Source organism: Streptomyces sp. ACA25, assembly GCF_028200735.1.
Lineage (GTDB): Bacteria > Actinomycetota > Actinomycetes > Streptomycetales > Streptomycetaceae > Streptomyces.
This window is the reverse complement of the sequence record NZ_JAQKPV010000002.1, coordinates 548,104-560,263: the sequence shown is the minus strand read 5'-3', so window position 1 is coordinate 560,263 and position 12,160 is coordinate 548,104. Positions and strand designations below refer to the sequence as shown.

At 72.5% G+C, this 12,160-nt stretch carries 9 protein-coding genes; 2 read left to right on the top strand and 7 right to left on the bottom strand.

From position 1 onward, the window contains the following. Nucleotides 1-62: 62 nt before the first annotated feature. The 4 genes from PJ985_RS06070 to PJ985_RS06055 form a co-directional block, all read right to left on the bottom strand. On the bottom strand, nt 63-827 hold the full coding sequence (locus PJ985_RS06070) for an amino acid ABC transporter ATP-binding protein (RefSeq protein WP_271682495.1): 765 nt from the start codon (nt 825-827) through the stop codon (nt 63-65). Between the two features lie 13 nt (nt 828-840). Beyond that, on the bottom strand, nt 841-1,494 hold the full coding sequence (locus PJ985_RS06065; protein WP_271682494.1) for an amino acid ABC transporter permease: 654 nt from the start codon (nt 1,492-1,494) through the stop codon (nt 841-843). A 47-nt stretch (nt 1,495-1,541) separates the two neighbouring features. Beyond that, the gene (locus PJ985_RS06060) at nt 1,542-2,360 is read right to left on the bottom strand and encodes a transporter substrate-binding domain-containing protein (RefSeq protein WP_271682493.1); all 819 of its coding nucleotides are present in this window, start codon (nt 2,358-2,360) and stop codon (nt 1,542-1,544) included. A gap of 212 nt (nt 2,361-2,572) precedes the next feature. Beyond that, the gene (locus PJ985_RS06055; RefSeq protein ID WP_271682492.1) at nt 2,573-3,109 is read right to left on the bottom strand and encodes a hypothetical protein; all 537 of its coding nucleotides are present in this window, start codon (nt 3,107-3,109) and stop codon (nt 2,573-2,575) included. 185 nt (nt 3,110-3,294) lie between these two features. Between PJ985_RS06055 and PJ985_RS06050 the strand changes: the two genes are divergently transcribed. Beyond that, on the top strand, nt 3,295-5,172 hold the full coding sequence (locus tag PJ985_RS06050) for an endonuclease/exonuclease/phosphatase family protein (RefSeq protein ID WP_271682491.1): 1,878 nt from the start codon (nt 3,295-3,297) through the stop codon (nt 5,170-5,172). Between the two features lie 368 nt (nt 5,173-5,540). Here the strand turns inward: PJ985_RS06050 and PJ985_RS06045 are convergent, their stop codons facing one another. From PJ985_RS06045 to PJ985_RS06035, 3 genes are all read right to left on the bottom strand, one after another. After that, entirely contained in the window at nt 5,541-5,762 is a 222-nt protein-coding gene (locus PJ985_RS06045) for a hypothetical protein (RefSeq protein WP_271682490.1), read from the bottom strand. A 224-nt stretch (nt 5,763-5,986) separates the two neighbouring features. Continuing rightward, nucleotides 5,987-6,136 carry a hypothetical protein gene (locus PJ985_RS06040; protein ID WP_271682489.1) on the bottom strand — a complete coding sequence of 50 codons (150 nt, stop codon included), beginning with the start codon at nt 6,134-6,136 and terminating at the stop codon, nt 5,987-5,989. 161 nt (nt 6,137-6,297) lie between these two features. Next, on the bottom strand, nt 6,298-9,246 hold the full coding sequence (locus tag PJ985_RS06035; RefSeq protein WP_271682488.1) for an AfsR/SARP family transcriptional regulator: 2,949 nt from the start codon (nt 9,244-9,246) through the stop codon (nt 6,298-6,300). A gap of 210 nt (nt 9,247-9,456) precedes the next feature. Between PJ985_RS06035 and PJ985_RS06030 the strand changes: the two genes are divergently transcribed. Continuing rightward, nucleotides 9,457-12,063 (top strand): bifunctional FO biosynthesis protein CofGH, encoded by a 2,607-nt coding sequence (locus PJ985_RS06030; RefSeq protein WP_271682487.1) that lies wholly within the window; start codon nt 9,457-9,459, stop codon nt 12,061-12,063. Nucleotides 12,064-12,160 lie beyond the last annotated feature (97 nt).

Genomic DNA, 12,160 nt, shown 5'->3' with positions numbered 1-12,160 from the left:
TGTCCGCATCCGTTTCCTCGTCCTGCCTCTGCTTTCGCCCGCCCGTGTGCCCGGTGACCCGCTCAGGCTTCCTCCACCTGGTGGAGGAACGCCCTGCCCCGTTCGCTGGACGGGTGGTCCAGCACCGCGGCCGGCGGTCCTTCCTCGGCGATCCCCCCGTCCGCCATGAGCACCACCCGGTCGGCGACACTGCGGGCGAACCGCATCTCGTGCGTCACCACCATCATGGTCATCCCGGTAGCCGCCAGGTCCCGCATCACCGCGAGCACCTCGCCGACGAGTTCGGGGTCCAGCGCGCTCGTCGGTTCGTCGAAGAGCATCACCTTGGGCCGCATGGCGAGTGCCCGGGCGATGGCCACCCGCTGCCGCTGCCCGCCGGAGAGACTCATCGGGTAGCGGTCGGCGAACTGCGCGAGCCCCACTTGCTCCAGCAGGTCCAGTGCGGAGGCCCTGGCCTCGTCCTTGCTCCGGCGGCTCACCCGGACGGGGGCGGTCCGCACGTTGTCCAGGACCGACATGTGCGGCCAGAGATTGAAGTGCTGGAAGACCATGCCGACCTGCTGGCGCATCCGGTTGAGCGCCTTCTCCTCGTAGTGCAGCGTGCGGCCGTCGACGACGATCTCACCGCTGTCGATGCGTTCGAGCCCGTTGACGCAACGCAGGAGGGTGCTCTTCCCGGCGCCGGAAGGCCCGATCAGGACGACGACCTCGCCGGTGTGCACGGTCAGGTCCACTCCGTGGAGCACGACGTGGTCGCCGAACGTCTTCCGGATCCGCCGCATGCTGACCAGCGGCGCGGGGGCCGGGGCCGGACGGGGATGTGACATGGGGGGACGCCTCTCAGATCGCGTAACGGGTGTGCCGGCGTTCCAGCCGTCGCAGCAGGGCCGTCAGGAGCAGCACCAGGATCAGGTAGTAGACGGCGGAGATCAGGTAGTACGTCAGAGGTGCGTAAGTCGACGCCGCGAGTTTCTGCGCCTGCATGAAGAGGTCGGGGACCGTGATGAAGGAGGCGACGGCGGTGTCCTTCAGCGCGATGATGAACTGGTTGCCCAGTGCGGGCAGAATCGCCCGGAACGCCTGCGGGGCGACCACGATCCGCAGGGCCTGGAAGCGGCTCATGCCGACGGAGCGCGCCGACTCGGTCTGGCCCTTGGGCACCGATTCCACCCCGGACCGGAAGATTTCCGCCATGTAGGCCGCGTTGTGCACGGTGAGCCCGATCACCGCCGACCAGAAGGCGGAGATGTTGACGATGGTGACGAGGCCGTAGTAGATGACGAACAGCTGCGTCACCATCGGGGTCCCGCGGATGACGGCGAGGTAGCTCTGCGCCAGCCACCGCAGGACCCGGAATCGGCTCATCCTCATCCAGGCCACCACCAGCCCGACCGCCAGGGCGAACACCACTGCCAGCACTGCCAGCTGGAGGGTGATGAGCAGCCCTTCGAGCATGAGCGGGGCGGAACTTCTGAAGCTCTCCAGAAAGGACATGGGGGCGGGGTCTCCTCAACAGCCGGGTCGGTGGCCTGGGGTTCCGGTCAGGACGCGTCGTTCGCGCTGATGTCCACGCCGAACCACTTCTCGCTGAGCTCCGTGTAGGTGCCGTCGCTCCTGAGGGCGGCCAGGATCTCGTTCACCTCGGCGGTGAGTGCGGTGTTCTTCTGCTGGCTCGCGATCGCGGCGGGGTCCGGGAACAGCACCTCGCCCACCGGCTTGATGGTGAGCCCGGTCTCCTTGATCTGGTAGAGCCCCAGGAGGTTGGTGGTGATGGCCGCGTCGGTCCGGCCGTTGGCCAGGTCCCGCAGCGCCTCGTTGTCGCTGGTGTAGGTGGTGACGTCCGAGATTCCGGCCTGTTCGTCGGCGAACTCCTCGAAGGTGGTGCCGAGGACCACGCCGACCGAGGCGTTCTCGAGTTCGTCCACCGAGGTGACGGACGAGTCGTCCGAGACGAACAGCTGCGCACCGGCGACGTAGTACTCGTCGGTGAAGTCGACTTCCTTCTTCCGTTCCTCGGTCGGTGACATCGAGCCGATGATCAGGTCGTACCGCTCGGACTTGAGTCCGGCGACGAGGGAGTTGAAGGGGCCGGTGACCGGGTTGGGCTCGAGCCCGAGCCGCTCGGCGATTTCCGCGCCGAGGTCCACGTCGAAGCCGGCGATTTCGCCGGACTCGTCGAAGTAGTTGAACGGCCGGTACTGGCCGCTCATCGCGAAGGTCAGCTTCCCGTCCTCGACCAGCGGGTAGCCCGCCGCGTCGTCGTCCGCGGCTTCCGCCGCCTCCGGTGAGCCGCCGCACGCGGTGGCGGCGAGAGCCGCTGTCAGGCAGCCCGCCAGTGCTGTCACCGCGCGTCGTGTCATGGGTCTCCGCATGGTCGAGTCCTCCTCGCTCCGTCACCAATCAATCGATCGATTGATTGGTTTCGCGGAAACGTACTGAGGGCGGAAACACCTGTCAACCCCTGTCCGAGGAGAAAGAAGCGGGCGCCACAGCAGGCGCCCGGGGGCCGATGGGACGGTGCCGCCCGGGGCGGCACCGCGCGCCGCGGCGGGGGAGCGCGGTGGGGCGCGGCTCAGGCCGCGTCCCGGCGGAACCCCGGGGGCGAGCCCTCCCCGACCGGCCCGGCGGCCGGCCACCGCCCCTCGATCACCGAGCCGCCCGCGGCCTCCGGGGTGGGGGTGCTCGACGGCTCCGCCGCCCGCCGCCCCGTCATCAGCCACGCCCCGCACCACAACAGCAGCCCGCCGCCCACCGCGCTCAGTGCCCCGGCCTCCAGGCCGCCGCGGCCGACCACCAGCTGGTCCGCGAGCTGGTACTGCCGGGCCATCCACAGCCCGCTCACTCCGAGCACCACGCACCCGGCCAGGGCCGCGAGCAGCCGGGAGCGGGACAGTACGGCCAGCAGTGCCAGAATCCCGGCTCCCAGCGTGATCAGGAACAGTCCCCCGAACAGATCAGCCTCCGTGCCGGTGAGGCCGTCGTCGGAGAGCAGCTCCCGGAACGCGATCTCGCGGCCCGGGCGGCCGTCGTACCAGGGCCGGAACGGGCTGAGCACGGCGGTCACGGCCCCGGCGAGGGCTGCCAGGGAGCCGAGCAGGTTGCGTATCATCAGGGGCTCCTCCGCGAGGGGTCCTGCTGCCGACGCTACGTCCGGCGGACCGGAGCCGCATGTCGGACATGGGGCGCATGTGCCCTTATCGGGGTGTCGAGTCGGGTGCTGTACCGCACGCCCGCGCGGGTTCCCGGTGCCGACCGCTGGCCCGCCGCCGCCCGGCGGTACTAGCCTCAGCGCCCATGCCCTTCACCCCGCGGCTCAGCCTGCTCACCGCGCTCACCACCCTGGTCACCCTGGAGTTGCTGCGGCTCTCCGGTCCGGTGCTGGACGCCGTCGCCGTCCGGCAGGGGGTGCCGATGGCGGCCCTGACCGCCGTGCTGGCCTACGGGGCCGCAGCGATGGCCGGGCCGCTCGTCCACCGGTTCGGCATGGGGCAGGCCGTACCCGCGGCCGTGGCCGCCCTCGCGCTGCTCCGGCTGATTGTTCAGCTTCCCGCCGGCCGCGCGGTGCTGACGGTCGGCCTGGCCGCCGCGGTGGCACTGACCGCGCTGCTGCTGGTGGTCCGTCGGACCGTCGCGGCCACCGGGGACGGTCCGGTGCGCGCCGCGCGGGCCGTCGCCCTGGGGGTCGGCGCCGATGTGGCTCTGCGCCTGCCTCTTGACCTGTGGGACCCGGTCTGGCGCGGGGGACCGGTGGGCTGGACCGTGGCCACGGTCCTGGCCGTACTCCTCGGATTCCTGGCCTGGGTGACGTACCGTCAGAACAGCGGCGCCGGCCCGGTGGCCGCGGCACCCGGACGCCGGCTGGCCGTCCTCGGCCCGGCGCTGGCCCTGCTCACGGTGTTCCTCGCCTCGCCGGCGTTCCTCGCCTCGCAGAGCGGGCTGTCCACCGCCGCGGCCGGGCTGTGGATCGCGTCCGGTGTCGTCCTGGGCCTCGCCCTGCCGGTGCTGCCCTCCCCGCCGGGAGCACACCGGGCCGCGGCCGGCGTGCTGGTGGTCGCGCTCGCCCTGATCCTTGCGGTGCCCGGCGTCTCGGCCCCCGCGACGCTCCTCGCGCTGGCAGCACTGCCGGCCGTGCTGGCGGCGGCGCTGGCACCGCGGGCCGCCGGCGAGCGGTCCGGTGCCGGGCGCGGTCCGCTGACGGCCCTGAGCGCGGCGGGGGCGGGCTGCGGCCTCGGATACGTCCTGGTCGTGCTGCCGTACCAGGCGCACTACGAGATGCCGATGCCGGTCCCCAATGTCTACTTCCCGCTGGCCGGTGCGGCCCTGCTGGCCTGGGCCGCCTGGCCGGCCCGGCAGCCGTCCCGCCCGGCCCGGCCGCTGCTCCCGGTGCTTGCGGCGGCCGTCCTGCTCGCCGTGCCGCCGCTCACCGACGCCCTCCGCGGCACCCCGGCCCCGCTGCCCACGGCCACCCCGGGGGACACCTTCCAGCTGCTCTCCTGGAACGTGCACTACGGCGTCGATCACCGCGCCGAGGTGGTTCCTGACGACATCCTGGCCGTCATCAAAGCCTCCGGGGCACATGTCGTCGTCCTCCAGGAGGTGCCGCGGGGCTGGCCGATCAGCGGTGGCACCGACCTGAAGACGTGGCTGGAACAGCGGCTCGATGTCGAGGCGGTCTGGGCCCCGGCCGCCGACCGGCAGTTCGGCAACCTGATCCTCAGCAGTCTGCCGCTCACGGACCCCGAGTCCGTCGTCCTTCCGCAGGCGGGCGGCACGATGAAACGCTCCTACGCCGCGGCGACGGTGGAGCTGGAGAGCGGCCGGACCACCCGGGTCGCCACCACCCACCTGCAGCACGCCGATGCCGAGGCCACCCGTCTGCAGCAGATCGAGGCCCTGCTGCGCGGCGACCGCCGAACCCCGTTCGACGTGCTCACCGGTGACTTCAACGCGGAACCCGGTGATCCGGAGATCGACACCCTGCTGGACGCCGGCTTCCGCAGCGCCCAGGACGAGGCCGGTGACCCGGAGGAGCCCTCCGCGTTCCAGCCCGACCCGGGCGTGCGCATCGACTGGATTTTCGGCGCCGAGGAGGTGGATTTCCAGCGGTTCCGGTTCCTGGACTCCGACGCCTCGGACCACCGCCCGCTGACCGTGACCGTCCAGGTCGGCTGAGGACGCCCCCGTCGGCAGCGGCGCTGTCGCTCGCGGCGGTGCCTCCCGCACCGGAAGAGCGAAGCCGGCCCGGTGGCGCCCCCTCCACGCCACCCGGCCGGGGCCTGCTCGGCGACTCCCCCACGGCCGCCGAACAGGCCTTCCCCCGAGCAAGCCGCCCATCCCCCGCCGGGGCGGCCCGTCCCCCGAGGCCGCTCCGTCCCCCGAAGGAGCGGCCTCGGAAAGACAATGACAGAGCGCCGTAAACGTTCAATAAACGGTGGGACAACCCGGTCGGCTCCGGCGGAGCCGCGCCTCGGCCGGCGCAGCCGCCCGCGCAGCAGCGGAGGGCGGACCCCGGCGGGCCCGCCCTCCGCTTCCGTCGGCCGCTACCGAACGCCGGTGCCGGTGGCGTGGTGGTCCTGCGGCTCGGACGTGGCGTGGTGATCCTGGGGACCGCCCGTGGCGTGGTGGTCCTGCGGCTTGCCCGTGGCGTGGTGGTCCTGGGGACCGCCCGTGGCGTGGTGGTCCGCCACCGCGGCGGCGGAGCCGAGACCGGTCACGGCCACGAGGAAGGTGCCGACGATGAGGATGCGGGTGGTGTGCGCCATGCAGACTCCTTGGTGTCAGACGAACGAGTGTCAGTGGGGAAGGACGCCCGCTGTCGCATCCGGTGGGACTCCGGGGTAGGAGTGGCCGGATAGCGCGGAAGCTTGGCCTGCTTCCGTCAGCCTGCCCCGGCCCGGACAGCGAGAACCGGCCGCGAAGCGCTGCAAGGAGCGTCCGCGGCCGGTACCGGCCGTTTCCGTGGAGCGAGCGACCCGTTCCCGGTCCGCTATTCCGCGCCGCCGCCCGTGGCGTGGTGCTCGTCCGGGTCGGACGGGGCCCCCGTGCCGTCCTTGTCCTTCAGCGGCGTGACCGGAGCAACGGGCTCGCTGGGCGGGACGGGAACTCCGGTGGACTCCTGCGGCTTGATGTCAGTCATCTTCGACTCCTGGTTCAGCAGGGACAGGTGACGGCGGAGCGGACCGGACGGGGAGGCACCCCTCGTGTCCGCGCCGGCACAACCCCCGGCCTCCCGGCCGGTCGGTCATGCGGGAGCAGCCTGACAGAGGTTGATGAATGACCGATAAACGCCGTACGGAATCAGACGCTGGCCGATTCCAGCAGGGCGCGCAGCTCCGCCGCCTCCGGGCTTCCCAGCTCCTCGAAGGTGGTGAGCGCCTGCTGCCAGCACGCCTGGGCCCGGACCTGCTGCGAGGTGCGGTTCAGGGCATGACCGAGGACCGTGAGCACATTGGCCCGGCGCCAGGCACCGCCGATGTCGCGCAACTGACCGAGAGCCTGTTCGGCAAGGACGGCGGCCTCCGGGGCACGCCCCATGGCCAGGTGTGCCTCGGCCAGCCTGAACAGGGTCATGCCCTCCCACAGCCGCTGGCGGTTCTCCCGGAAGATGGCCAGGGCCTCGCCCAGCCGCTGGAGGGCGGCGGTGTGCCGGCCCGCCTCGGTCAGCGCCAGCCCCAGCGCGTACTTGGCGTTCGCCAGACGCAGCGTGATGCCCATCCGCTCGTAGCTGGCGTGGGCCTGGAGCGCCAGCTCGACCGCGGACGCGGTGCGTCCCGTACTGAGGTGCACCCGCGACAGGTTGCAGAGCGAGCTGGCCTCGGCGGGCTGGTTGCCGTCCGCCCGGAACACCGCGATCGCCCGCTCCAGATACGCCTCCGCCTCGCTGTACCGCTTCTGGTACAGCGCGATGATGGCCCGGTCGTTCGGGGCGTAACCGCAGGCGATCGGGTCCTCGGTGACGGCTCCCAGCAGCATGGCCTGCCGGGCTTCCTCATCCGCCTCCACGAAGCGTCCGGAGACACTGTGACCGTGCGTCAGCATGACACGTGCCCGGCCCTCGGCACGGGCATCGCCGGCCTGCTGAGCGGCGGCCAGCACCACCAGTGCGGTCTGCTCGTACTGCCGGGAGAACGCTCCGGACTCGGCCAGGTCCTTGCCCGCGATGAGGATGTCGGCCGCGAGCGGCAGCGTGTCCCCACGGGCCGTCTGCCGCACGCAGGCGAGCAGACACTCGGCTTCCGAGTACAGCCAGTCCAGAGCCGCCTCGCGGCCGGCCGGGTCCAGTCCGGTCCGACGGGTGCGGGCGAGGTGGGCGAGCGTGCGGTCACCGGGGCGTTCCCGGGCGTACACGCCCGCGGTGGTGGCCAGGTAGAAGTCCAGCAGGCGGGAGAGCGCGGCATCGCACTCCTCCGGGGGCTGTTCGTCCCGCTCGGCACAGGCCCGGGCGAACAGCCGGACCAGGTCGTGGAGGCGGTAGCGTCCCGGCGCGGCGGACTCCAGCAGGCTGGTGTCGACCAGCGACTCCAGGATGTCCTCGGCCGTCTCCGGATCCCGGTCGAGCAGCGCGGCGGCGGCGTGCAGGGAGATGTCCGGCCCTTCGGCCAGGCCCAGCAGCCGGAAGGCACGGGCCTGGCCGGCCTCCAACTGCCCGTACCCCAGCTCGAAGGTGGCCTTGACCGCCTGGTCACCCGCCTGGAGCTCGTCCAGCCGGCGACGCTCGTCGCTGAGCTTGCGGGCCAGAACGGAGACCGTCCAGGTGCGCCGGGCGGCCAGGCGGGCCGCGGCGATGCGGATGGCCAGAGGCAGGAAGCCGCAGGCGGCGACCACGTCCATGGCCGCTTTCCGCTCGGAGTTGACCCGCTCGGCCCCGACGATCCGGGTGAAGAGCGTGAGGGCCTCCTCCGGGCTCATCACATCGAGGTCCACCAGGTGCGCACCGGCCAGGTCGACCATCCTGGTGCGGCTGGTGACCAGCGCGGCACAGCCGGGGTTGCCCGGGAGCAGGGGGCGGATCTGTGCGGCGTCCCGGGCGTTGTCCAGCAGAGCGAGTAACCGGCGGCCGTCCAGCAGCGAGCGGTAGAGGCCGGAGCGCTCCGTGAGGCTCTCCGGTATCGCGGAGTCCGGGGTGCCCAGGGCCCGGAGAAAGGTGCCGAGGACGGCGGTCGGCTCGGCCGGGTCCGCCCCCGCGCCCTGGAGATCGACGTACAGCTGGCCGTCCGGGAAGTGCTCGCGGGCGGCGTGCGCGACCTGGACGGCCAGCGTCGTCTTGCCCACGCCACCGATGCCGGCCACCGCGGAAACGGCCATCACCGAACCGCCCGCCTGCGCGAGCTGCCCGCTCAGCTCCGCCACAAATGCCTTCCGGCCGGTGAAGTCGGAAACCGCCGCGGGAAGTTGCGCGGGACGTATCCGGGGGGCGGGCGCGGTGCCGGCCGCCTGCTCCCCGGTGACGGCCAGCGACTCGTCGGCGTTCAGGATCCGCTGGTGCAGACCGGAGAGTTCGGCCCGCGGCTCGACTCCCAGCTCCTCGTCCAGGCGCTGCCGGGTGTCCATGTAGACGGCGAGCGCCTCCGCCTGCCGCCCGCTGCGGTAAAGCGCGAGCATCAGCAGCTCCGGCAGTCGCTCCCGCAGCGGGTGAGTGGTCGTCAGCGAGGTCAGCTCCGAGACCGACTCGGCGTGCAGGCCGATCTTCAGCCCCACCTCCAGACGCTGTTCCCGCAGGTGCAGGCGCTCCTCGGCCAGCCGGGTGCGGTGCTGTTCGGCGGCGGGGCCGGGCACGCCGGCGAGCGCCTCCCCGTCCCAGAGCTCCAGCGCGGCGCTGTACAGCTCGTGGGCCCGGGAGAACTCGCCGGCCGCCGCGCTCTGCTCCGCGCCGGCCGTCAGCTCCGCCAGGCGGTTCAGGTCCAGCGCGTCGCCGGGCCCGAGCCGCAGCGCGTACCCGCCGGATTCGCTGGCCAGCACCTCGGCGCGCGGCCCCAGCGCCTTGCGCAGCCGGAAGGCGTACGTGCGCAGGGTCGGCACCGCCTGCTGCGGGGGCTCCTCCCCCCACAGCGCGTCGACCAGTTCCTGCGCGGTGACCGTCCTGCCGTTCCGCAGAAGCAGCTCCGCCAGCAGCGCTCTCTGCTGCGGGGAACCGCCCGGCAGCAGCTCACCGTCGCACCAGGCCCGCACCGGACCCAGCACCGTGAACCGCAGGGCGGATGTGCGCGGGCTCTCTCCTCGTTCCGAGGACCCCTCACCAACGGCCATGAACTCCCCTGCTTCTGCGCCGCACTCCTGGTTCCACGCACTCGCGCTCCGGACAGTGTGCCTCCTGTACACCTCAAGTGGGAGAGGACCTCCGGTACCGGCCTGCCCAATGTCTCATGTCCGGCGCCGGGACGGTTCCCCGTCCACGGCACTACCCTCTTCCGGCCTCCGGCCGGGTTCCGGCCGGGACCTCGCTCCTATGCTCGACCCATGACGACGAGCAAGCAGGGACCGACGGCCAACGCGATGCGGCGTGCACTGCGCCGGGCCCGCGACGGAGTGGCGCTGGACGCGGCCGAGGCGGAGGTGCTGCTGCGCGCCCGGGGCGCGGATCTCGAGCAGCTGACCGCGGCCGCCTCCCGGGTCCGTGACGCCGGGCTCGAAGCGGCGGGACGCCCGGGGGTCATCACCTACTCCAAGAAAGTGTTCATCCCGCTGACCCGGCTGTGCCGGGACAAGTGCCACTACTGCACGTTCGTCACCGTCCCCGGCAAGCTGCGACGGGACGGTCACGGGATGTACCTGTCCCCCGACGAGGTTCTGGACATCGCCCGGCAGGGCGCGGCCCTGGGGTGCAAGGAAGCGCTGTTCACCCTGGGGGACCGGCCCGAGGAGCGGTGGCCCGAGGCCCGCGAGTGGCTGGACGCGCACGGCTACGACGACACCCTCGCCTATGTGCGCGCGATGTCCGTGCGGGTGCTGGAGGAGACCGGTCTGCTCCCGCACCTGAACCCGGGCGTGCTGTCCTGGACGGACTTCCAGCGGCTCAAGCCGGTCGCCCCGTCGATGGGCATGATGCTGGAGACCACCGCCACCCGGCTCTGGTCCGAGCCCGGCGGCCCGCACCACGGCTCCCCGGACAAGGAGCCCGCGGTGCGGCTGCGGGTGCTGGAGGACGCCGGCCGGTCCAACGTTCCCTTCACCACCGGCGTCCTCATCGGTATCGGCGAGAACACGGCGGAGCGGGCGGACGCTCTCTTCGCACTGCGCCGGATCGCCCGGTCCTACCACGGAATCCAGGAAGTGATCGTGCAGAACTTCCGGGCCAAGCCGGACACCGCGATGCGCGGTATGCCGGACGCGGAACTCGCGGAGCTCGCCGCCACCGTGGCGGTCGCCCGTCTGCTGCTCGGTCCGGCCGCCCGCATCCAGGCCCCGCCGAACCTGGTGGACAGTGAGTACGCGCTGCTGATCCGGGCCGGCATCGACGACTGGGGCGGGGTGTCGCCGCTCACTCCGGACCACGTCAACCCGGAGCGCCCCTGGCCGGAGATCGGGCGGCTCGCGGAACGCACCGCGGAGGCGGGGTTCGCCCTGCGGGAGCGGCTGACCGTGTACCCGGAGTTCATCCGCCGCGGCGAGCCCTGGCTGGACCCCCGGGTGCTGCCGCACGTGCGGGCACTGGCCGACCCCGACACCGGCCTGGCCCGGGAGGACGCGCGCCCGCAGGGCCTGCCGTGGCAGGAGCCCGACGAGCCGCTCACCGCGACGGGGCGCACCGACCTGCACCGGTCCATCGACACCGTCGGCCGGACCTCCGACCGGCGGGACGACTTCGACGAGGTGTACGGCGACTGGGCCGCGCTGCGCGAACAGGCCGCCGCCGGAATGGCGCCGGAACGCATCGACGCGGACGTCCGCGCGGCGCTCTCGGTCGCGGCCTCCGACCCGACCCGGCTCACCGACGCACAGGCCCTCGCGCTGCTGCACGCCGACGGTCCGGCGCTGGACGCCCTGTGCGCGACCGCCGACGCGCTGCGGAAGGAGGTGGCCGGGGACGAGGTCACCGGCATCGTCACCCGCAACATCAACTTCACCAACGTCTGCTACACCGGCTGCCGGTTCTGTGCGTTCGCCCAGCGCCGCACCGACGCCGATGCCTACACCCTCTCGCTGGACCAGGTGGCCGACCGCGCCGCCCAGGCGTGGGACGTCGGGGCCGTCGAGGTGTGCATGCAGGGCGGCATCCACCCGGACCTGCCCGGCACGGCCTACTTCGACATCGCCCGTGCGGTCACCGAGCGCGTCCCCGGCATGCATGTGCACGCGTTCTCCCCCATGGAGGTCGTGAACGGTGCCTCCCGGACCGGGCTGTCCCTCCGGGAGTGGCTGGCCACCGCGAAGGAGGCGGGTCTCGACTCGATCCCCGGTACGGCGGCGGAGATCCTGGACGACGAGGTGCGCTGGGTGCTGACCAAGGGCAAGCTGCCCGCCGCCACCTGGATCGAGGTCGTCACGACCGCGCACGAGCTGGGCCTGCGGTCCTCCTCCACCATGATGTACGGGCATGTGGACCAGCCCCGGCACTGGCTCGGGCACCTGCGGACGCTCGCCCGGATCCAGCAGGGCAATGCGGAGCGCGGCGTCCCGGGCTTCACCGAGTTCGTCACCCTGCCGTTCATCCACACCAACGCCCCCGTCTACCTCGCCGGCATCGCCCGTCCCGGCCCCACCGCCCGGGACAACCGGGCGGTGACGGCGATGGCACGGTTGCTTCTCCACCCGCACATCACCAACATCCAGACCAGCTGGGTCAAGCTGGGCGCCGAAGGGGCCGCGGAGATGCTGCGCTCGGGCGCCAATGACCTGGGCGGCACCCTGATGGAGGAGACGATCTCCCGGATGGCCGGCTCCTCCTACGGTTCCCACCGTTCGGTGGCGGAGCTGCGCGCCATCGCCGAGGCGGCGGGCCGGCCGTTCCGGCTGCGGACCACCACCTACGGTCAGGTGCCCGCCGAGCGCCGGGACACCGCCCTGGCGGCGGACGGGCAGCTGCCCCGGCTGCTGCCCGTGGTGGGAGCGGACGCGCCCGGCTGACCGGGCCGTCCGGATCCGGCCGCGGACCGGGCGTTCTCCGGGTCCGGTCACGGTCCCGGAGCGCGGGCGTCCATTACAGTGCCCTCAGGCCGATGGG